Here is a 21,232-nt window from a genome sequence, read left to right on the forward strand (position 1 = left end):
GATGAGTATGCAATCGAGCCCTGTTGTCACCGAAATGAAGGTTATCCCGGTCGCCGGCCAGGACAGCATGCTGCTGAATATCGGCGGCGCGCACAACGCCTGGTTTACCCGCAACATCGTGGTGCTGACCGATAACGCCGGGAATACCGGCGTCGGGGAGGCTCCCGGCGGGGAGGTGATCTACCAGACCCTGGTGGATGCCATTCCGCAGGTAGTGGGTCAGGAGGTGGCGCGGCTGAACAAAGTGGTCCAGCGCGTGCACAAGGGCAATCAGTCTGCCGATTTCGATACTTTCGGCAAAGGGGCCTGGACATTTGAACTGCGGGTTAATGCCGTGGCGGCGCTGGAAGCGGCGCTGCTGGATCTGCTCGGCAAAGCGCTGAACGTGCCGGTGTGCGAACTGCTCGGCCCGGGCAAGCAGCGCGATGCGGTTACCGTGCTGGGCTATCTCTTCTACCTGGGCGATCGCAGCAAAACCGATCTGCCCTATCTGGAACGTTCGCCCGGCAGTCACGACTGGTATCACCTGCGCCATCAGGAGGCGCTCTCCAGCGAGGCGGTGGTCCGCCTGGCGGAAGCGGCCCAGGATCGCTACGGCTTTAAAGATTTCAAACTGAAAGGCGGCGTGCTGCCGGGCGAGCAGGAAATTGAGAGCGCCCGCGCCCTGAAAAAACGCTTCCCGGATGCGCGCATTACCGTCGACCCCAACGGGGCATGGCTGCTGGATGAGGCCATCTCTCTGTGCAAAGGCCTGGGCGATGTGCTGACCTACGCCGAAGATCCGTGTGGCGCCGAGCAGGGCTTCTCCGGCCGTGAGGTGATGGCGGAGTTCCGCCGCGCTACCGGTCTGCCGGTGGCGACCAACATGATTGCCACTAACTGGCGCGAAATGGGCCACGCCGTGATGCTGAACTCCGTTGACATCCCGCTGGCGGACCCGCACTTCTGGACCCTTTCCGGCGCGGTACGCGTGGCCCAGCTGTGCGATGACTGGGGCTTAACCTGGGGTTGCCACTCCAATAACCACTTCGATATCTCGCTGGCGATGTTCACCCATGTCGGTGCCGCTGCACCGGGTACGCCAACGGCTATCGACACCCACTGGATCTGGCAGGAGGGCGAAGCGCGCCTGACCAAAAATCCACTGGAAATTAAACACGGCAAGATTGCCGTACCGGATGCACCAGGGCTTGGCGTGGAGCTGGACTGGGATCAGATCCACAAAGCCCATGAAGCCTATAAGAAACTGCCCGGCGGCGCGCGTAATGACGCAGGCCCGATGCAGTATCTTATCCCCGGCTGGACATTTGACCGCAAACGCCCGGCGTTTGGTCGCCACTGATTAAAGGATTGAATTATGAGCACATTTACTACGCCTGTTGTCACTTCCATGCAGATCATTCCGGTTGCCGGTCACGACAGCATGTTGATGAACCTGAGTGGAGCCCACGCCCCGTTCTTCACCCGTAATATTGTGATTATCAAGGACAACTCAGGCCATACCGGGGTGGGTGAAATCCCGGGCGGCGAGAAGATCCGCAAAACGCTGGAAGATGCGATTCCGCTGGTAGTGGGCCAGACTCTGGGCGCGTACAAAAACATTCTTAATGCCGTACGTAACGCATTTGCCGACCGCGATGCGGCCGGTCGCGGCCTGCAAACCTTTGACCTGCGCACCACCATTCACGTGGTCACCGGGATTGAAGCGGCGATGCTCGACCTGCTGGGCCAGCACCTGGGCGTCAACGTCGCGTCGCTGCTGGGCGACGGGCAGCAGCGCAGCGAAGTCGAGATGCTGGGCTACCTGTTCTTCGTCGGCAACCGCAAGCTGACCCCGCTGCCGTACCAGAGCCAGCCGGATGAAAAATGCGACTGGTATCGTCTGCGCCATGAAGAGGCGATGACCCCGGATGCGGTTGTGCGTCTGGCGGAAGCGGCATATGAGAAGTACGGCTTTAACGATTTCAAACTGAAGGGCGGCGTGCTGGCCGGGGAAGAGGAAGCGGAATCCATTATCGCTCTGGCGAAACGCTTCCCACAGGCACGCGTCACCCTCGATCCCAACGGGGCCTGGTCGCTGGAAGAGGCGATCCGCATCGGTAAGCGGCTGAAGGGCGTGCTGGCCTATGCGGAAGATCCGTGCGGGGCCGAGCAGGGCTTCTCCGGCCGTGAAGTAATGGCCGAGTTCCGCCGCGGCACGGGTCTGCCGACCGCCACCAATATGATCGCTACCGACTGGCGTCAGATGGGTCATACCCTCTCCCTGCAGTCGGTCGATATTCCGCTGGCGGATCCGCACTTCTGGACCATGCAGGGCTCGGTGCGCGTGGCGCAGATGTGCCACGAGTTCGGCCTGACCTGGGGTTCGCATTCCAACAACCACTTCGATATTTCGCTGGCAATGTTCACCCATGTCGCCGCGGCCGCGCCGGGCACTATCACCGCCATCGACACCCACTGGATCTGGCAGGAGGGCAACCAGCGCCTGACCAAACAGCCGTTCGAAATCAAGGGCGGGATGGTGCAGGTGCCGACCACCCCGGGTCTGGGCGTTGAGCTGGATATGGATCAGGTGATGAAGGCGCATGAGCTGTATCTGCAGCACGGTTTGGGCGCGCGCGACGACGCGATGGCGATGCAATACCTGATACCGGAGTGGACCTTCAACAACAAACGCCCTTGCATGGTGCGTTAAGTCCGGTGCCGGTTCCTGCGGGAGTCGGCATTTTCTCTTGCGTGACGGGTGTATGCTTATGGTAGTCAACATGCGTAAGGACGGCTTATGAAAATAGTTATCGCACCGGACTCGTATAAAGAGAGCCTGAGTGCCCTGGCTGTGGCGACGGCGATAGAGCAGGGATTTTGCGAGATTTTCCCGACGGCAGAGTACGTCAAACTGCCGGTCGCCGATGGCGGTGAAGGCACCGTAGAAGCGATGGTTGCCGCTACCCAGGGAGACATTATTCAGGTGCGGGTAACGGGGCCGCTCGGCGAGCATGTTGACGGTTTTTATGGCCGCTCCGGTGATGGCAAAAGCGCGTTTATCGAGATGGCGGCGGCCAGCGGACTGGAGCTTGTCGCTCCGGCCCAGCGTAATCCGCTGAAAACCACCTCCTGGGGAACCGGGGAGCTGATCCGTCATGCGCTGGATGCGGGCGTGAAACATATCATCATTGGCATTGGCGGCAGCGCCACCAACGATGGTGGGGCAGGGATGGTGCAGGCGCTGGGCGCGAAGCTGCTGGACGAGCAGGGGAACGCCATTGGCGCTGGCGGCGGCGAGCTGGAAAAGCTGGCGCGTATTGATATCAGCGGTCTGGATAAACGGCTGGCGGCGTGCCGGATTGAAGTGGCCTGCGACGTCACCAACCCGTTGACCGGTGAAAACGGCGCGACCGCCGTGTTTGGCCCGCAGAAAGGGGCAACGCCGGAGATGATTACGCGGCTCGATGGCGCCCTGACGCAGTATGCCCGGATCATTGCCCGCGACCTCGACGTGGACGTGCTCGACCTGGCCGGCGGCGGTGCCGCAGGCGGCATGGGGGCGGCATTATACGCTTTTTGCGGCGCGCAGCTGCGTCAGGGCATTGAGATTGTGACAGACGCGCTCAACCTCGACAGCCTGGTAGCCGATGCCGATCTGGTGATCACCGGGGAAGGGCGGATCGATAGCCAGACCATTCATGGCAAAGTCCCGGTGGGGGTGGCGAAGATCGCCAAGCGCCACAACAAACCGGTAATTGGCCTGGCGGGCAGCCTGACGGCGGATGTCGGCGTGGTGCACGATCATGGCATCGACGCGGTGTTCAGCGTGATCTACACCATTTGCACGCTGGAGGAGGCGCTGGAAGACGCTGAAGAAAATGTCCGGATGGCTGCGAGGAATATAGCGGCGGTGCTGAAGGTGGGGATGAATGTATAGCCCCTCATCCTAACCCTCTCCTTAAAGGGGAGAGGGGATCGTCCGTGCGCATACTTTTGCTATGAGCCCAGCACCTTCATCGCTTCCCGCGTCACGTTATCCATCTCATCCAGCAGCTCCAGAAACTCCGGTTCCAGCTCGCTTTCCGGCGTCCCGGAACGCAGCTGCTGCTCCAGTAAATGACAGAGATTTTTCAGGCGCGGTACGCCACTGTACCCGCAGCTGCCGTGCAGCTTATGGATCGCCCCGACGAGGTCTTCCGGATTTTCTCCTACCAGCTGTTCCTCTACCTTATTGCGGATCTCCGGCAGGAAAGCCACCAGCATCTGCAGCATCTCCCGCGCAAGGGCGTTTTTGCCCGCCGCCTGACGCAGCGCCAGCTGCCAGTCGAGGGTGGCACTGACGTTGATCGGGATATCTGCCGCCTCCACAGGGGCAACCCAGTTGCCTCCCGCAGGGCCGGGCTTATAGCGCTGCAGCAGATTGTGCAGCTTCTCTTCTTCAATCGGTTTTGCCAGATAGTCGTTCATCCCGGCGCTTAAAAGCTTCTCTTTCTGACCCGCCATCGCGTGGGCGGTCACGGCGATCACCGGGGTTTGCAGCTGATGAGGCAGCTGGCGGATCAGCTCGCAGGCGCGGATCCCATCCATGCCGGGCATCTGAATATCCATCATGATCAGATCAAACTGCATCTGCTTCGCCCGCTCAACGGCCTGCAGACCGCTCTCGCAAAGTTCAACGTGCTGAACCTGATCCTCCAGCAGAGCGCCGATCAGCTTCAGGTTGGCGGGGTTGTCATCTACCGCCATCACGGTCATCGGCAGCTTGCTCTCATCGGTAATTCCCGGCGCGGCATAATGGTTCAGGCGGCAATACTCGGTCAGGGTCGGTAGCAGGCGCGTGGCGGTGAGCGGTTTCAGCAGACAGGCGGCCGCCCCGTCGTGTTTCAGCTCTTCGGCGTTGATCTGCGCATGGCATGGCAGGGCCAGCAGCAGGTAATCGGTCATCGAGGCCGCTTTCGCCAGCTGCTCCTGCTGCATGGTCAGCTCGCCGGTAAAGGTTACCGGGATCCCCATCAGCAGAATGTCGTAATGTTCAACCGGCAGCGTGGAGAACCCTGCGCTGTAAATCACCTCCAGCGGAGTGGTACTTAACACCTCCAGAGTGCTTTGCGCCGCGGCGGCATTGGCCTCCACATAGGCCAGCCGTTTACCCTGCAGACAATCCATCACCGGGCGATCGGTCAGGACATTCGGATTCAGGTCGAGGTTGATATGGAACCAGAAGGTCGAGCCGCGGTTAGGCTGGCTGTGGAAGGAGATATCGCCCCCCATCTCGTTAACCAGTTTCTGAGTGATCACCAGCCCCAGGCCGGTACCGCCATGACGCCGGGAGATGCTGGCGTCGGCCTGACGGAAGGCCTGGAACAGCCGCGACTGATCGCGCTCAGGTATGCCAATTCCGGTATCGCGGATCTGCACCTCAAGCTGCACCTTGGTATTGCTGATGGCACGTTTTTCGACCAGCACGTCAATGTTGCCGCTCTCGGTGAACTTGATGGCGTTGCCCACCAGGTTGGTGATCACCTGCTGCAGGCGCAGCGGATCGCCAATCACGTTATCCGGCACATCATTTTTAATGTTCAGCGTCAGCTCCAGCCCTTTATCGTGGGAGGAGTGCGCCAGCAGAGTGACCACCTCATCCAGAGCGTTGCGCAGCGGGAATGGAATGCTCTCCAGAATCAGCTTGCCCGCCTCGAGCTTGGAGAAGTCCAGCACGTCATTGATGATGGCCAGCAGGTTGTTAGCCGACCGTTCAATGGTATGCAGATGATCGCGCTGGGTTGGGTTGAGTTCGGTCTTCAGGGTCAGGCGAGTAAAGCCAATCACGCCGTTGAGCGGGGTGCGTAGCTCATGGGACATATTCGCCAGGAACTCCGATTTAATGCGGGCCGCCTCCTGGGCGCGCTTTTTGGCCAGATCCAGCTCGACGTTCTGGATCTCCATCTGCTCAAGGGTTTCACGCAGATCGGAGGTGGCCTGATCCACGTTATGTTGCATCTCCTCATGGTAGGCCGCCAGCGACATGGCCATTGAGTTGATGCCGTTTTTTAACATATCCAGCTCGCCGAGCATAAAGCCTTCGACGCGGCTGTCGAGCTGGCCCCGGCGAATACGGTCGACGGTATTCACCATGTTGCGGATCGGGCTGGTCACGTCACGCATCAGACGCCAGCCGAAGATCAGCGCAATGCCGATACAAAACAGCATCATCACCGTGGAGATAAAAATTTCCTGGTACTGCTGTAGCCGCACGGACTTGAGATCCAGCTCCAGCGCCACATATCCCAGCATGTTGTTATTGGGCTTGGCATCCGATTCGGCAGATTCATCCGGCGAATAGCTTTCCGAGAGGATCGGCGTACGCAGGATCATCCTCTCGCCCTGGCGGATCACGCTCAGCCGTGTCGGGAACGCCGTGTCGTTCGGGAGTTTGAGCACGCCGGGGTCCTGCTGGATATTGGAGGTCACAAACAGGCGATTATGTTGGTCATACACCGAGATCGCCCGCACAATATCCGAGTGACGGCGGTGCAGGATGCTGATGAGCTGGCCGATAGACTCGCGATTTTGCAGGGCCATGCCGTACTCGCTGGAGACCGCCAGCGGTTCAATAATACTGGCCCCGGCATCTTCGAGCTGGCGCTGCAGGTCGTTATAACGGTGCACCACAAAGAAGGTACTCAGCAGCAAACCAATGAGTACGGTAGGGGCGAGGATCAAAATCATCATGCGCGCACGCAGGCTGTAGTTGGTCATGGAGTTCCGTTATGGGACAATTAGAGTCAATATGTTCATTTGAGAAAATACCCGGCAATGGCGCAATTCTACTCTGCAAAGCGGCGCGTGACGACGCGTCAGATCATAACTGTTGATGTGACAGACCTCGACCCCTTCGGTCAGGGGGTGGCGCGCCATGATGGTAAGGCCCTGTTTATTCCCGGTCTGCTGCCCGACGAGCGGGCAGAGATCACCCTGACGGAAGAGAAACGTCAGTACGCGCGCGGGCAGGTAAAACGCCGTCTTAACGACAGCCCACAACGCGAAACCCCGCGCTGCCCGCACTTTGGCGTTTGCGGCGGCTGCCAGCAGCAGCATGCCAGCGTCGCGTTACAGGAGCGCAGCAAAAGCAACGCCCTGGCACGCCTGCTGAAGCACGACGTCAACGAGGTGATCGCCGATAAACCCTGGGGTTACCGCCGCCGGGCTCGCCTGAGCCTGAATTATCAGCCGAAAACCGCGCGTCTGGAGATGGGTTTTCGCAAGGCCAACTCCAGCGATATCGTCGATGTGAAACAGTGCCCCATTCTGGTGCCCCGTCTTGAGGCATTGCTGCCAGAAGTGCGCAAATGCCTCTCTGAGCTACAGGGCGTTCGCCACCTGGGCCACGTCGAACTGGTGCTGGCGAACAGCGGTCCGCTGATGGTACTGCGTCATACTGCACCGCTTTCGGCTAAAGATCGCGAAAAACTGGAACGCTTTTCGCATTCCCATGAGCTTGACCTTTATCTCGCCCCGCAAAGCGAGATACTTGAGCAACTGAGCGGTGAAACGCCCTGGTATGATTCAGACGGGCTACGCTTAACGTTCAGCCCGCGCGATTTCATTCAGGTCAACGACGGCGTTAACCAAAAGATGGTCGCGACCGCGCTCGACTGGCTGGATATTCAGCCACAGGATCGGGTGCTCGATCTGTTTTGTGGAATGGGTAACTTTACCCTGCCGCTGGCAAAACGGGCGCACAGCGTGGTCGGCGTGGAGGGCGTTGCGGCGCTGGTGGAGAAAGGACGCGATAACGCGATTCACAATGCGCTGCAAAACGTGACATTTTTTCACGAGAATCTGGAAGAGGATGTCACCCAGCAGCCCTGGGCAGCGCACGGCTTCGACAAGATCCTGCTGGATCCGGCTCGTGCAGGCGCGCCAGGCGTGATGCAGCATATTATTAAACTCGCCCCTAAACGCGTGGTCTATGTTTCCTGTAACCCGGCGACGCTTGCCCGGGACAGCGAAGCATTATTAGCGGCGGGTTACCAGATTCAGCGTCTGGCAATGCTTGATATGTTCCCGCACACTGGACATCTGGAATCAATGGCGTTGTTTGAACACAACTGATGAGTTTCGGCTTGTCGAATTCGACAGGCAAGGGTCCCTAAAGGAGAGGACAATGGTTGCGGTAAGAAGTGCACATCTCAATAAAGCTGGTGAGTTTGACCCACAAAAATGGATCGCAAGTCTGGGGATTGCCAGCCAGCAGTCGTGTGAACGCTTAACCGAAACCTGGGCTTATTGTCTGCGCACCACTACGGGGCATCCCGACGCCGAGCTGCTGCTGTGGCGCGGCGTGGAAATGGTCGAAATCCTCTCCATGCTGAGCATGGATATCGACACTTTGCTCGCTGCCATGCTGTTCCCGCTGGCCGACGCCGAGGTGGTCTCCGAAGAGGTGCTGCGCGAAAGCGTCGGGACATCGATTGTCTCGCTGATCCACGGCGTGCGCGACATGGCGGCCATCCGCCAGCTGAAAGCCACCCACACCGACTCCGTCTCTTCCGAACAGGTCGATAACGTTCGCCGTATGCTGCTGGCGATGGTGGATGACTTCCGCTGCGTGGTGATTAAGCTTGCCGAACGCGTCGCCCATCTGCGCGAAGTGAAGGATGCGCCGGAAGATGAGCGCGTGCTGGCGGCGAAAGAGTGCACCAATATCTATGCCCCGCTGGCAAACCGTCTGGGCATCGGGCAGCTGAAATGGGAGCTGGAAGATTACTGCTTCCGTTACCTGCACCCGGCGGAATACAAACGTATTGCTAAGCTGCTGCACGAACGGCGTATCGATCGCGAGCACTACATCGAGGAGTTCGTCGGCGGCTTACGTCAGTCGATGAAAGAAGAGGGCGTGAAGGCCGAAGTCTATGGCCGGCCGAAGCATATCTACAGCATCTGGCGCAAAATGCAGAAAAAGCATCTTGCCTTTGATGAGCTGTTTGATGTGCGCGCCGTGCGCATCGTTGCCGAGCGTTTGCAGGACTGCTACGCCGCGCTGGGGATTGTTCACACCCACTTCCGCCACATGCCGGATGAGTTTGACGACTACGTCGCCAACCCGAAACCGAACGGCTATCAGTCGATCCATACCGTGGTGCTGGGGCCGGGGGGTAAACCGGTGGAAATCCAGATCCGCACCAAACAGATGCACGAAGAGTCCGAGCTCGGCGTTGCTGCGCACTGGAAATACAAAGAAGGTACCTCCGGCGGGGCGCGCTCCGGCCACGAAGATCGCATCGCCTGGCTGCGTAAGCTGATTGCGTGGCAGGAAGAGATGGCCGACTCCGGCGAGATGCTCGATGAAGTGCGCAGCCAGGTCTTTGACGACCGGGTCTACGTCTTTACGCCGAAAGGCGACGTGGTTGACTTGCCGGCAGGCTCAACGCCGCTCGATTTCGCCTACCATATCCACAGCGACGTGGGACACCGCTGCATCGGCGCCAAAATCGGTGGCCGTATCGTGCCGTTCACCTATCAGCTGCAGATGGGCGATCAGGTGGATATCATCACCCAGAAGCAGCCGAACCCGAGCCGCGACTGGCTGAACCCGAACCTGGGCTACATTACCACCAGCCGCGGACGCTCCAAGATCCACGCCTGGTTCCGCAAGCAGGATCGTGACAAGAACATCCTTGCCGGCCGTCAGATCCTTGATGACGAGCTGGAGCATCTGGGCATCCACCTGAAAGAGGCGGAAAAGCAGCTGCTGCCGCGCTACAACTTCAACGAGCTGGATGAACTGCTGGCCGCCATCGGCGGCGGGGATATTCGCCTTAACCAGATGGTGAATTTCCTGCAGGCGCAGTTCAACAAACCGAGCGCGGCAGAGCAGGATGCGGCGGCGCTGAAACAGCTGCAGCAGAAGACCTACACTCCACAGCACCGCAGCAAAGAAAAAGACAACGGCAGGGTAGTGGTGGAAGGCGTCGGCAATCTGATGCACCACATTGCCCGCTGCTGCCAGCCGATCCCGGGGGACGAGATTGTCGGCTTTATCACCCAGGGGCGCGGGATCTCTATCCACCGCGCGGACTGCGATCAGCTGGATGATTTACAGTCCCACGCGCCGGAACGTATCGTCGATGCGGTATGGGGCGAGAGCTACTCCGCCGGTTATTCGCTGGTGGTGCGGGTCTCGGCCAACGATCGCAGCGGCCTGCTGCGCGATATCACCACCATTCTGGCGAACGAAAAGGTGAACGTGCTGGGCGTTGCCAGCCGCAGCGACACCCGTCAGCAGCTCGCCACTATCGATATGACCATCGAAATCTATAACCTGCAGGTGCTGGGCCGGGTGCTCGGCAAGCTGAACCAGGTGCCGGATGTGATCGACGCCCGCCGTCTGCACGGCGGGTAATCGCACCTTCTTTTCCAGGCCGGGTAAGGCGCAAGCCGCCGCCCGGCATTTTTTTTATCAGGACAAACTTATGACTCAAATCGACCGCCTGCTCGGCATTATGCAACGTCTGCGCGACCCGGAAACCGGCTGTCCGTGGGATAAAGAGCAGACTTTCGCCACCATCGCCCCCTACACTCTGGAAGAGACCTACGAGGTGCTGGACGCCATCTCCCGGGAAGATTTTGACGATCTGCGCGGTGAGCTTGGCGACCTGCTGTTTCAGGTCGTTTTCTACGCGCAGATGGCCCAGGAAGAGGGGCGCTTTGATTTCAACGATATCTGCGCCGCCATCAGCGATAAGCTGGAGCGCCGTCATCCGCACATCTTTGGCGATGCCACCGCTGAAAACAGTACCGAAGTGCTGGCCCGCTGGGAGCAGATCAAAAGCGCCGAACGCGCTGAAAAATCGCAACATTCAGCCCTGGACGATATCCCGTTAAGCCTGCCGGCGCTGATGCGTGCGCACAAGATCCAGAAACGCTGCTCGACGGTCGGGTTTGACTGGACCTCTTTAGGCCCGGTGCTCGACAAAGTGCATGAAGAGATCGACGAGGTGATGCACGAGGCGCAACAGGCGGTAGTGGACCAGGAGAAGGTGGAAGAGGAGATGGGCGATCTGCTGTTTGCCACCGTCAACCTCTCACGTCATTTAGGGGTTAAAGCCGAAGTGGCGCTGCAAAAAGCCAACCTCAAGTTCGAACGCCGCTTCCGGGAAGTGGAGCGGATTATCGCTGCCCGCGGCCTGGAAATGACCGGCGTGGACCTCGATGCGATGGAAGAAGTATGGCAGGAAGTAAAACGCCAGGAATCTGATCTCTAACGGGTTTTTGCGATCAAGCGCAATTTGTGTGATTTTTTAAATGACAAGCGCTTGATTTGCGTCAAAAACATTTACCCAAAAGGGGCTATTTTCTCACTCCCAATATGAGTCAAAGCCTGAGACAGGAGACGGAGAATGAAAGTTTGTGGCGCTCGCCGTGTTCGGGTATACTACTTTCCCGTCCTGGTTATTCCATCGTTTCACCCTAACTTCTCAGGTTCAGCATGACAACGAACTATATTTTTGTGACCGGCGGGGTTGTATCCTCTCTGGGTAAAGGCATTGCCGCAGCCTCCCTCGCAGCCATTCTTGAAGCCCGTGGCCTCAATGTGACCATGATGAAGCTGGATCCGTACATCAACGTCGATCCAGGTACCATGAGCCCGATCCAACACGGGGAAGTGTTCGTTACTGAAGACGGCGCTGAAACCGACCTGGACCTGGGTCACTACGAGCGCTTCATTCGCACCAAAATGACCCGTCGTAACAACTTCACGACTGGCCGTATCTACTCCGACGTACTGCGTAAAGAGCGCCGTGGCGACTATCTGGGCGCGACCGTTCAGGTTATCCCGCACATCACCAACGCCATTAAAGAGCGTGTTCTGGCAGGTGGCGAAGGCCACGACGTCGTGCTGGTCGAAATCGGCGGTACCGTAGGTGATATCGAATCCCTGCCGTTCCTTGAAGCGATTCGCCAGCTGGCGGTAGATATCGGTCGTGAACACGCGCTGTTCATGCACCTGACCCTGGTGCCTTACATGGCTGCCGCAGGTGAAGTGAAAACCAAGCCGACCCAGCACTCCGTTAAAGAGCTGCTCTCCATTGGTATTCAGCCTGACATCCTGGTTTGCCGTTCCGATCGTGCCGTTCCGGCCAACGAACGAGCGAAAATTGCATTGTTCTGTAACGTGCCAGAAAAAGCCGTTATTTCAATGAAAGATGTCGATTCCATTTATAAAATCCCGGGCCTGTTGAAATCACAGGGCCTGGACGATTATATTTGTAAACGATTCAGCTTGAACTGTCCGGAAGCTAACCTGTCTGAATGGGAACAGGTTATTTATGAAGAAGCGAATCCGGCAGGCGAAGTGACTATCGGTATGGTCGGCAAGTATATTGAACTGCCGGACGCCTATAAGTCCGTTATCGAAGCGCTGAAACACGGTGGCCTGAAAAACCGCGTAACCGTCAACATCAAGCTGATTGATTCGCAGGATGTTGAAACCCGCGGTGTAGAAATTCTGAAAGATCTGGATGCTATTCTGATCCCTGGCGGCTTCGGCTACCGTGGCGTTGAAGGCAAGATCGCTACCGCACGCTATGCGCGTGAAAACAATATTCCTTACCTCGGCATTTGCCTGGGTATGCAGGTTGCGCTGATTGAATTTGCCCGCAACGTTGTCGGGATGGAAAACGCGAACTCTACGGAATTTGTGCCAGACTGTAAGTACCCTGTTGTGGCGCTTATCACCGAATGGCGCGACGAAGAAGGTAACGTCGAAGTCCGTACCGAGAAGAGCGATCTGGGTGGCACGATGCGTCTGGGCGCACAGGCCTGTCAGCTTTCCGAAGACAGCCTGGTACGCCAGATGTACGGTGCGCCGACAATCACTGAACGCCATCGTCACCGTTACGAAGTCAACAACCTGCTGTTGAAACAAATTGAAGCTGCGGGCCTGCGTATTGCGGGACGCTCCGGGGATGATCAGTTGGTCGAGATCATCGAAGTGCCGAACCACCCATGGTTCGTCGCCTGTCAGTTCCACCCGGAATTTACTTCTACGCCGCGTGATGGACATCCGCTGTTTGCTGGCTTTGTGAAAGCCGCCAATGAGTTCCAGAAGCGTCAGGCGAAGTAAGAAAAGTTAGAACGGCAGCGCGTACCAAGGGTACGCGTTGTTTGTCTGGAGTTTTAGTTTAACTTGTACTGAGGAAAATCTAATGTCCAAAATCGTTAAAGTCATCGGTCGTGAAATCATCGACTCCCGTGGTAACCCGACTGTTGAAGCCGAAGTACACCTGGAAGGTGGTTTCGTCGGTATGGCAGCTGCGCCGTCAGGTGCTTCTACTGGTTCCCGCGAAGCGCTGGAACTGCGCGATGGCGACAAATCCCGTTTCCTGGGCAAAGGCGTAACCAAAGCTGTTGGCGCGGTTAACGGCCCAATTGCACAGGCAATCCTTGGCAAAGACGCCAAAGACCAGGCTGGCATCGATAAAATCATGATCGATCTGGACGGTACTGAAAACAAATCTAACTTCGGTGCGAACGCAATCCTGGCTGTTTCTCTGGCTAACGCCAAAGCAGCAGCGGCTTCTAAAGGTCAGCCACTGTTCGAACACATCGCTGAACTGAACGGCACTCCAGGCAAATACTCTATGCCAGTTCCGATGATGAACATCATCAACGGCGGTGAGCACGCAGACAACAACGTTGATATTCAGGAATTCATGATTCAGCCAGTTGGCGCGAAATCCCTGAAAGAAGCGGTTCGTATGGGTTCTGAAGTGTTCCACAACCTGGCTAAAGTTCTGAAAGCTAAAGGTATGAACACTGCAGTTGGTGACGAAGGTGGTTATGCACCTAACCTGGGCTCCAACGCCGAAGCACTGGCTGTTATCGCTGAAGCGGTTAAAGCAGCTGGCTACGAGCTGGGCACCGACATCACTCTGGCGATGGACTGTGCAGCATCTGAATTCTACAAAGACGGTAAATACGTTCTGGCTGGCGAAGGCAACAAAGCGTTCACCTCCGAAGAGTTCACTCACTTCCTGGAAGACCTGACCAAACAGTACCCAATCGTTTCTATCGAAGACGGTCTGGACGAATCTGACTGGGATGGCTTCGCATACCAGACTAAAGTACTGGGCGACAAAATCCAGCTGGTTGGTGACGATCTGTTCGTAACCAACACCAAGATCCTGAAAGAAGGTATCGAGAAAGGCATCGTTAACTCCATCCTGATCAAATTCAACCAGATCGGTTCTCTGACCGAAACTCTGGCTGCGATCAAAATGGCGAAAGACGCTGGCTACACTGCCGTTATCTCTCACCGTTCAGGCGAAACTGAAGACGCGACCATCGCTGACCTGGCTGTTGGTACCGCTGCTGGCCAGATCAAAACCGGTTCTATGAGCCGTTCTGACCGTGTTGCTAAATACAACCAGCTGATTCGTATCGAAGAAGCGCTGGGCGAAAAAGCACCATACAACGGTCGTAAAGAGATCAAAGGTCAGTAATACTGAGCTTTAATCCTTAAGAAAAAACCCGCTTCGGCGGGTTTTTTTATGCCTGCGTTACAGCAGCAGGGGAAGAGTAGCGCTGGCGGTTTGCTGGCTGGCGTCGCCGTAGCGGTCGTCCAGCGAGATGAGCGTGGTGGCGAGCAGCTCCACCAAAAGCATCACCCCCACTTTTGCATTCAGCGCACCGGCGCTGAGCGGGCCTTCAGGTTTTGCCGCAACCAGCTGCATATCGCTGATTGAAGCCAGCGGGCTGCGCGGCGTATTGCTGAGCGCCAGCACGCGCGCGCCACGTTTACGGGCAAGTTTCACCACGTGCAGCAGATCGCGGGTTGAGCCTGAACTCGAAATTGCCACCACCAGATCCTCTTCACCCAGCGTGGTTGCGCTCATCGAGGCGCGGTGCATGTCGCTTAGCAGCTGGGCAGGTTTACCCAGACGCAGCAGTTTGTAGTGCAGATAGTCGCCCAAAATGGCACTTGCCGCCACGCCGTAGATATAAACCGAACGCGCCTGGTGCAGCGCCTGGGCGGCCTGCAGCAGCATATCCCTGTCAAGCAGCCGGGCGGTATCCCGCAGCGCCAGAACGGACTCTTCCACGACGTCATCCACCCGGTCGCCCTGCGCAACCGGGGCCTGGTCACGCTGAACGTCCAGCGCCAGGGCCATCTTAAACTCCGTATAGCCCTTACAGCCCAGGGTGCGGCACAGCCTGGTCACGCTCGCCTCGCTGGTTTCGCTCTCACGCGCCAGTTCGGTAATGGTGAAATAGAGCACTTTTGCCGGATCGCTTAAGACGAACTCGCCCAGTTTCTGCTGGGTTGGACTATAGCCAGAGACACCCTGTCGCAGCCTCAGCAGCAGATTTTCATTTTCTGACATGCAAAATCCTTAATGCGTTTCTCTGTGGGCTAGTGTGGCGGAAAGCGGGGGCGAGACGCCAGACATTTTAAAAAAGTATGATCGCTCTCCAGGTTATTGGTGATAATTTTCGCTTTGTATTTTATTTATGGTAAAAATTTTCATCAAACAACCGGGGAGTGAAAAAATGATGCAACTGTTCAGCGGCGCCTCGTCGGGCGCCTGGTTTGAAAAAGCCCAGCGCTTCGGCAAATCCTTTATGTTACCCATTGCCGTGCTGCCTGCCGCGGGTCTGCTGTTGGGCATTGGCGGCGCACTGTCGAACCCCAATACGCTCGCCGCCTACCCTTTTCTGGATGTGGGCTGGCTACAGGCGATATTCACTATCATGAGCAGCGCCGGCTCGATTGTGTTTGCCAATCTCTCGGTGCTCTTTGCCGTGGGCGTTGCCGTTGGGCTGGCGAAAACCGATAAGGGCACCGCGGGCCTGGCGGCGCTGCTGGCGTTCCTGGTGATGAATGCCACCATTAATGCGCTGCTGATCCTTAACGGTACCCTGGCGCAGGAGAATCCCGGCGCGGTGGGCCAGGGGATGACGCTGGGCATTCAGACCCTGGAAACCGGCGTCTTTGGCGGGGTGGTCATCGGGCTGGTGACCTGTACCTTGCATCATCGGTTTAACAAGATCGCACTGCCGCAATTCCTCGGTTTCTTTGGTGGGTCACGCTTTGTACCCATTATCAGCTCGCTGGCGGCAATACTGGTAGGGGCCATCATGACCGTCGTCTGGCCGCACTTTCAGAAGCTGATCTTCGGCCTCGGTGGTCTGGTCGATGCCACCGGATATCTGGGCACCTTCCTGTACGGCTTTATCCTGCGTATGCTCGGCCCCTTCGGCCTGCATCACATCTTTTATTTGCCCTTCTGGACTACCGCGCTCGGCGGAAGCGAGATCGTTAACGGCCAGCTGATTGAAGGCACGCAGCGCATCTTTTTTGCTCAGCTCGCCGACCCCAATACCCAGCAGTTTTATGCCGGCACCTCGCGCTTTATGTCCGGGCGCTTTATCACAATGATGTTTGGCCTGCTCGGTGCCTGTCTGGCGATGTATCACACCGCAAAGCCCGAAAATAAAAAGCGGGTGGCGGGCCTGCTGCTTTCGGCGGCGCTGACCTCTTTCCTGACCGGTATCACCGAGCCTATCGAGTTCTCCTTCCTGTTCATCGCCCCGGTGCTGTACGTCATCCACGCGCTGTTCGACGGGTTGGCCTTTATGCTCGCCCATATTCTGCAGATCACCATAGGGCAGACCTTCTCGGGTGGTTTTATCGATTTCGTTCTGTTCGGCATTCTGCAGGGCGAAGCCAAAACCCACTGGCTGTACGTGCCGCTGGTCGGGATCCCGTGGTTCTTCCTGTACTACTTCACCTTCCGCTTCCTGATTAACCGTTTCGATTTTGCTACCCCAGGCCGGGAGAAAGAGGCCGTGGTGGAAACCGCGCTTCCTCAAAGCGAGCGGGCGCAGGCGATCGTTGAGGGGCTGGGCGGCAGGGATAACCTGGACGAGGTGGACTGCTGCGCCACACGTTTACGCGTGACGGTAAAAGACGGTAGCAAAGTGGACGAAGCACGACTGAAAGCGACCGGCGCCCGCGGCGTGATCCTGCGGGGCAATGGGGTACAGGTTATCTACGGCCCGCACGTCACCATCATCAAAAATGAAGTTGAAGAGATCTTATCGTAATGAAAAATGTACTGGATATTCTGAAGGGTAAGCTGATCGTCTCATGTCAGGCGCTGGATAACGAACCCTTACACAGCCCGTTTATTATGTCGCGCATGGCCCTGGCGGCCGCGCAGGGCGGGGCAGCGGCCATCCGCGCCAACAGCGTCGTGGACATTAAGGCCATCCAACAGCAGGTTTCGCTGCCGGTGATTGGCATTATTAAGCGTGACTATCCGGACAGCGAGGTGTTTATTACCGCCACGCTGCGGGAGGTGGACGAGCTGATGGCCGTAAAACCGGACATTATCGCCCTTGATGCCACCGCGCGTCCGCGTCCCGGCGGCCAGACGCTCGCCGGGCTGATGGCAGAGATCCGGGCGCGCTACCCGTCACAGCTGCTGATGGCGGATATCGCCACGGTGGAGGAGGCGAAAACCGCCCAGGCGCTGGGGTTTGACTGCGTGGGTACCACGCTTTACGGCTACACGGCCGATACCGCAGGCCATAAGCTGAAAGAGCGGGAGTGTGAATTTTTGCGTGAGGTTGTTGCGGCCGTGAGCATTCCGGTGGTGGCCGAAGGCAACGTTGAAACGCCGGAACTGGCTGCCCGCTGCCTTGATTTGGGGGCGCATACGGTGGTGGTGGGCGGTGCGATCACGCGGCCGCAGCAGATTACGGCGCGATTTGTTGGGGCAATCGAGGCACAGAGCACCGATCGGGCATGATCCTGAGCCGGGGATCTGCGATACTTAACGTTTATCCCCTTCTTTGAGATGACTATGCAGTACCCGATTAACGAGATGTTCCAGACCCTGCAAGGCGAGGGTTACTTCACCGGCGTTCCCGCTATTTTTATCCGTTTGCAGGGATGCCCGGTTGGCTGTGCCTGGTGCGACACCAAACATACCTGGGATAAGCTTGCGGATCGGGAAGTGTCGCTGTTTAGCATCCTTGCCAAAACCAAAGAGAGCGACAAATGGGGCGCGGCGAACCCGGAAGATCTGCTGGCGATTATTGGCCGTCAGGGCTGGACCGCGCGTCACGTGGTGATCACCGGCGGCGAGCCCTGCATCCATGATCTGATCCCGCTGACCTCGCTGCTCGAAAAAAACGGCTTTAGCTGCCAGATTGAGACCAGCGGCACCCATGAAGTGCGCTGCTCCCACACCACCTGGGTCACCGTGTCGCCAAAAGTGAATATGCGCGGCGGTTACGATGTGTTATCTCAGGCGCTGGAGCGGGCGGATGAGATCAAACACCCGGTCGGGCGCGTTCGTGATATCGAAGCGCTGGATGAACTGCTCGTAACGCTGACCGACGACAAACAGCGGGTGATTGCGCTGCAACCGATCAGTCAGAAAGAGGACGCCACTCGTCTGTGCATTGAAACCTGTATCGCGCGTAACTGGCGTCTGTCGATGCAGACGCACAAGTACCTGAATATCGCCTGATGCTCCCGGGGCCCCTCTTAACAAGGGGCCTTTATTTTAGGCAGCAGCGCCCAGGTCACCACCGCCGAACCGAGACAAATTACGCTATTAAACAGCAGGGCATATTGCGCCGCGCTGGCCGTGCCCAGCGGCAGCAGCAGGGCATAAAGTGAAGCCGTCACCGCGATCCCCATCGCTCCGCCCAACGAACTGCCCATTTTGTATATCCCGGATGCCACGCCCACTTTGCTCTCGGGGGCATTCATCACCGCAGTGTCCGTCGAGGGCGTGGCGTAACAGCCCAGCCCCAGACCAAACAGCACGTTGCTGAAAAAGACGGTGATGATATAGACCTCTTTGCTCAGGAAGGTACAGGAGATAAAGGCAATGCCGGTCGCCGTCAGTAGCGGCCCGGTCATCATCGGCAGGCGCGCGCCATAGCGTTGAAGCAGTTTCTCCCCCACGCGGATCATGGCCAGCACCGTCACCAGATACCCCAGCGTCATCATGCCGGTTTGTAGCGGCGTCAGGTGATGGCCCTGCTGCAGCCAGATACTGGTGATCATCATGGTGCCAATACAGCCGTTGAGCATGAAGTTGGAAAACACCGCCGCGCTGTAGGCACGGTTTTTAAACAGCGCAAAATCAATCAGCGCCGCATCGCCCTTGCGTAGCCCGGTAAAGATAAAGCCCAGCGCCGCCAGCACCGCCGCCCCCAGCACGGACAGCGATAAACCGCTGCTCCATCCCCAGGCATGGCCTTTGCTGATAAACAGGTTCAGCAACACCAGCATCAGGACAAAACTCACCAGCCCGCCAATATCCAGCTTATGCTGACCGGCGCTCGCGCTTCGGCTTTCGGGCGTTTTGCGGATCAACAGCAGTGCGACCAGCGCCACCAGCATTGAAAAAACAAATATCCAGCGCCAGCCCAGCGTGGTGGCGATGGCTCCGCCGACAAATGAACTCAGGCCGCTGCCGCCCCAGGATCCAATCACCCAAAAACTGATGGCCCGCTGGCGCGCCTTGCCTTGGTACCAGGTTTTAATCAGTGCCAGCGTGGCGGGCATAATGCAGGCTGCCGACAGCCCCTGAATGGCTCTGCCTGCCAGAAACAGCACCGGTTCCTGCGCCAGGAATAACAGGCCGCTGCCGGTAATGCTCAGGATCAGGCCGATGACCGTCAGGCGCACGCGGCCAAACTTATCGGCAAATCCACCGCTGGCGACGACAAAACAGCCGCTGAATAACGCGCTGAGGCTGACCGCCAGGGTGAGCGTCTCCAGTGAAATGTCGAGGCTATTTTTCATCGCCGGCACCACGTTGATCACCGCCTGGGCGAATAACCAGAACGTCAGAACGCTCAGAACAATACCCGCCAGCAGTCGATCGTTACCTGCGAAAGCCGGGCTGTCTGTCAGGGGAACGGTACTCATAGTGCAGTCCTCCAGAGGATGCGGATTAGCGCAGATAGTGTTCGGTCAGGGCACTCCAGAGCGCGGCACCGGTGATCAGGATCCTGTCGTTAAAGTCATAGCCCGGGTTATGCACCATGCAGCGGTCCGCCTCATCTCCTGCACCGAGGGTGAAATAGCAGCCGTCGGGGTTTTTCTCGAGCATGAAGGCAAAATCTTCACTGCCCATAAAGGGAGGGACGGTTGTCACGGCATCCTGGCCAAAAAGATCCACCGCCACACTGCGCACCATCTCGTTAGCCGTCGGATTGTTATTCAGAACCGGACTGCCGTTGATGTGGCTGATGGTGGCGGTGGCGTTAAAGCTTTCGGCCTGGGCGACGGCGATGTCGTGGATCCGCTGCAGCACCGTCTGGCGTACTTTTTCATTCAGCGTGCGTACGGTGAGCTTCATCAGGACCTTGTCGTTGATGATATTGGGCGCATGCCCCGCCTGGATGCTGCCCACGGTCACTACGGCAGGCTCAAACGGGGTGATATTGCGTGAGACGATCGACTGCAGGGCAAGGGTGATATGGCAGGCCACCAGCGTGGCATCAACGGTATGTTCCGGCACGGCGCCGTGGCCCCCTACGCCGTTAACTTCAATATGCAGGGTGTCGGAGGAGGCCATCATGGCGCCATCGCGAAGGCCGATTTTTCCGAGCTTTTGTCCTGGCATATTGTGCAGACCAAAAATATGGTCGCAGGGAAAGGCGTCGAACAGACCATCTTCAACCATCACCCGTCCGCCATACAGCAGCTCCTCGGCTGGCTGGAAAATCAGGTGCAGCGTGCCGTTAAAATTCCGGGTGCGTGCCAGGTATTCTGCGGCATAGAGCAGGGTGGTGGTGTGACCGTCGTGGCCGCAGCCGTGAAAGCGTCCGTCAACGGTGCTGCTCCATGCCTTGCCGCTGTTCTCCTGCATCGGTAATGCATCCATATCGGCGCGCAGCCCCAGACGCTTGCTGCCGTTGCCCACTTTAAGGGTGCCCACCACCCCGGTTTTCGCCATCCCGCGATGCACGTCATAACCCCATTGCTGGAGCAGTTCCGCCACGTGCTCGCTGGTCTTATGCTCTTCAAAACCGATTTCCGGATGCTGATGAAAATGACGGCGCAGCGCAATAAACTGCGCCTCGGTGGTCTGCAGGGCTTCAACAAGGGGATGTGTCATTTTTGTTATCCTTTTTTGGGCAAACAATGCTAATTTCGAGTTTATGCCGTTAGCAGCGCCCAAAAATGCACTTTTTTGTTGTGAAGCGACGCATT

At 57.7% G+C, this 21,232-nt stretch carries 15 protein-coding genes; 11 read left to right on the forward strand and 4 right to left on the reverse strand.

Annotated elements, in window-relative coordinates; all coding sequences use genetic code 11:
• The first annotated feature begins 1 nt into the window (after position 1).
• The 3 genes from V7Q49_RS19245 (at position 2) to V7Q49_RS19255 (ending at position 3,922) form a co-directional block, all read left to right on the forward strand.
• On the forward strand, positions 2 to 1,342 hold the full coding sequence (locus tag V7Q49_RS19245; RefSeq protein WP_333854640.1) for an enolase C-terminal domain-like protein: 1,341 nt from the start codon (positions 2 to 4) through the stop codon (positions 1,340 to 1,342).
• Between the two features lie 12 nt (positions 1,343 to 1,354).
• Positions 1,355 to 2,695, forward strand: coding sequence for a glucarate dehydratase (gene gudD / locus V7Q49_RS19250; protein WP_333854642.1), 1,341 nt, complete (start codon positions 1,355 to 1,357; stop codon positions 2,693 to 2,695).
• 87 nt (positions 2,696 to 2,782) lie between these two features.
• A complete protein-coding gene (locus V7Q49_RS19255; RefSeq protein ID WP_333854453.1) occupies positions 2,783 to 3,922 on the forward strand; it encodes a glycerate kinase in 1,140 nt (379 codons plus the stop codon).
• A gap of 59 nt (positions 3,923 to 3,981) precedes the next feature.
• On the opposite strand, the gene barA is transcribed toward V7Q49_RS19255, so the two are convergent.
• Positions 3,982 to 6,741 (reverse strand): two-component sensor histidine kinase BarA, encoded by a 2,760-nt coding sequence (barA, locus tag V7Q49_RS19260; RefSeq protein ID WP_333854456.1) that lies wholly within the window; start codon positions 6,739 to 6,741, stop codon positions 3,982 to 3,984.
• Positions 6,742 to 6,798: 57 nt separating this feature from the next.
• Here barA and rlmD point away from each other — a divergent pair, with 57 nt between their 5' ends.
• The 5 genes from rlmD to eno all read left to right on the forward strand — a co-directional run bounded on the left by rlmD (position 6,799) and on the right by eno (position 14,489).
• Positions 6,799 to 8,097: a 23S rRNA (uracil(1939)-C(5))-methyltransferase RlmD gene (gene rlmD / locus V7Q49_RS19265; protein WP_333854458.1), complete on the forward strand. Its 1,299-nt coding sequence runs from the start codon at positions 6,799 to 6,801 to the stop codon at positions 8,095 to 8,097.
• Between the two features lie 52 nt (positions 8,098 to 8,149).
• Complete coding sequence (gene relA, locus V7Q49_RS19270; RefSeq protein WP_333854460.1) at positions 8,150 to 10,387, forward strand: GTP diphosphokinase; 2,238 nt, start codon at positions 8,150 to 8,152, stop codon at positions 10,385 to 10,387.
• Positions 10,388 to 10,457: 70 nt separating this feature from the next.
• Entirely contained in the window at positions 10,458 to 11,249 is a 792-nt protein-coding gene (gene mazG, locus V7Q49_RS19275; RefSeq protein WP_333854462.1) for a nucleoside triphosphate pyrophosphohydrolase, read from the forward strand.
• A 224-nt stretch (positions 11,250 to 11,473) separates the two neighbouring features.
• Positions 11,474 to 13,111 (forward strand): glutamine hydrolyzing CTP synthase, encoded by a 1,638-nt coding sequence (gene pyrG / locus V7Q49_RS19280; protein WP_333854464.1) that lies wholly within the window; start codon positions 11,474 to 11,476, stop codon positions 13,109 to 13,111.
• Between the two features lie 82 nt (positions 13,112 to 13,193).
• A complete protein-coding gene (gene eno / locus V7Q49_RS19285; protein ID WP_106994461.1) occupies positions 13,194 to 14,489 on the forward strand; it encodes a phosphopyruvate hydratase in 1,296 nt (431 codons plus the stop codon).
• Positions 14,490 to 14,546: 57 nt separating this feature from the next.
• On the opposite strand, the gene V7Q49_RS19290 is transcribed toward eno, so the two are convergent.
• Entirely contained in the window at positions 14,547 to 15,371 is an 825-nt protein-coding gene (locus tag V7Q49_RS19290) for a MurR/RpiR family transcriptional regulator (protein WP_333854467.1), read from the reverse strand.
• A gap of 166 nt (positions 15,372 to 15,537) precedes the next feature.
• On the opposite strand from V7Q49_RS19290, the gene V7Q49_RS19295 reads away from it, so the two are divergent.
• The 3 genes from V7Q49_RS19295 to queE are packed head-to-tail and all read left to right on the forward strand — an operon-like array spanning position 15,538 to position 18,527.
• The gene (locus tag V7Q49_RS19295) at positions 15,538 to 17,094 is read left to right on the forward strand and encodes a maltose/glucose-specific PTS transporter subunit IIC (RefSeq protein WP_333854469.1); all 1,557 of its coding nucleotides are present in this window, start codon (positions 15,538 to 15,540) and stop codon (positions 17,092 to 17,094) included.
• Positions 17,094 to 17,801 (forward strand): N-acetylmannosamine-6-phosphate 2-epimerase, encoded by a 708-nt coding sequence (locus tag V7Q49_RS19300; protein ID WP_333854471.1) that lies wholly within the window; start codon positions 17,094 to 17,096, stop codon positions 17,799 to 17,801. Before V7Q49_RS19295 ends, V7Q49_RS19300 begins: the two co-directional genes overlap by 1 nt.
• A 54-nt stretch (positions 17,802 to 17,855) precedes the next feature.
• On the forward strand, positions 17,856 to 18,527 hold the full coding sequence (gene queE / locus V7Q49_RS19305; protein WP_333854473.1) for a 7-carboxy-7-deazaguanine synthase QueE: 672 nt from the start codon (positions 17,856 to 17,858) through the stop codon (positions 18,525 to 18,527).
• 17 nt (positions 18,528 to 18,544) lie between these two features.
• Here queE and V7Q49_RS19310 read toward each other — a convergent pair whose 3' ends face one another.
• On the reverse strand, positions 18,545 to 19,942 hold the full coding sequence (locus tag V7Q49_RS19310; RefSeq protein WP_333854475.1) for an MFS transporter: 1,398 nt from the start codon (positions 19,940 to 19,942) through the stop codon (positions 18,545 to 18,547).
• A gap of 25 nt (positions 19,943 to 19,967) precedes the next feature.
• Entirely contained in the window at positions 19,968 to 21,137 is a 1,170-nt protein-coding gene (locus V7Q49_RS19315) for a M20 aminoacylase family protein (RefSeq protein ID WP_333854477.1), read from the reverse strand.
• Positions 21,138 to 21,232: the final 95 nt, after the last annotated feature.

Origin of the sequence: Leclercia sp., from assembly GCF_036780805.1 — a bacterium.
Taxonomy (GTDB): Bacteria; Pseudomonadota; Gammaproteobacteria; order Enterobacterales; family Enterobacteriaceae; genus Enterobacter.

What these genes read in the sequence shown, in the direction of transcription:
- V7Q49_RS19245 (WP_333854640.1), top strand. Translation starts at nt 2, where the DNA reads ATGAGTATGCAATCGAGCCCTGTTGTCACCGAAATGAAGGTTATCCCG.
- V7Q49_RS19255 (WP_333854453.1), top strand. Translation starts at nt 2,783, where the DNA reads ATGAAAATAGTTATCGCACCGGACTCGTATAAAGAGAGCCTGAGTGCC.
- barA (WP_333854456.1), bottom strand. Translation starts at nt 6,741, where the DNA reads ATGACCAACTACAGCCTGCGTGCGCGCATGATGATTTTGATCCTCGCC.
- rlmD (WP_333854458.1), top strand. Translation starts at nt 6,799, where the DNA reads ATGGCGCAATTCTACTCTGCAAAGCGGCGCGTGACGACGCGTCAGATC.
- relA (WP_333854460.1), top strand. Translation starts at nt 8,150, where the DNA reads ATGGTTGCGGTAAGAAGTGCACATCTCAATAAAGCTGGTGAGTTTGAC.
- mazG (WP_333854462.1), top strand. Translation starts at nt 10,458, where the DNA reads ATGACTCAAATCGACCGCCTGCTCGGCATTATGCAACGTCTGCGCGAC.
- pyrG (WP_333854464.1), top strand. Translation starts at nt 11,474, where the DNA reads ATGACAACGAACTATATTTTTGTGACCGGCGGGGTTGTATCCTCTCTG.
- eno (WP_106994461.1), top strand. Translation starts at nt 13,194, where the DNA reads ATGTCCAAAATCGTTAAAGTCATCGGTCGTGAAATCATCGACTCCCGT.
- V7Q49_RS19290 (WP_333854467.1), bottom strand. Translation starts at nt 15,371, where the DNA reads ATGTCAGAAAATGAAAATCTGCTGCTGAGGCTGCGACAGGGTGTCTCT.
- V7Q49_RS19295 (WP_333854469.1), top strand. Translation starts at nt 15,538, where the DNA reads ATGATGCAACTGTTCAGCGGCGCCTCGTCGGGCGCCTGGTTTGAAAAA.
- V7Q49_RS19300 (WP_333854471.1), top strand. Translation starts at nt 17,094, where the DNA reads ATGAAAAATGTACTGGATATTCTGAAGGGTAAGCTGATCGTCTCATGT.
- queE (WP_333854473.1), top strand. Translation starts at nt 17,856, where the DNA reads ATGCAGTACCCGATTAACGAGATGTTCCAGACCCTGCAAGGCGAGGGT.
- V7Q49_RS19310 (WP_333854475.1), bottom strand. Translation starts at nt 19,942, where the DNA reads ATGAGTACCGTTCCCCTGACAGACAGCCCGGCTTTCGCAGGTAACGAT.
- V7Q49_RS19315 (WP_333854477.1), bottom strand. Translation starts at nt 21,137, where the DNA reads ATGACACATCCCCTTGTTGAAGCCCTGCAGACCACCGAGGCGCAGTTT.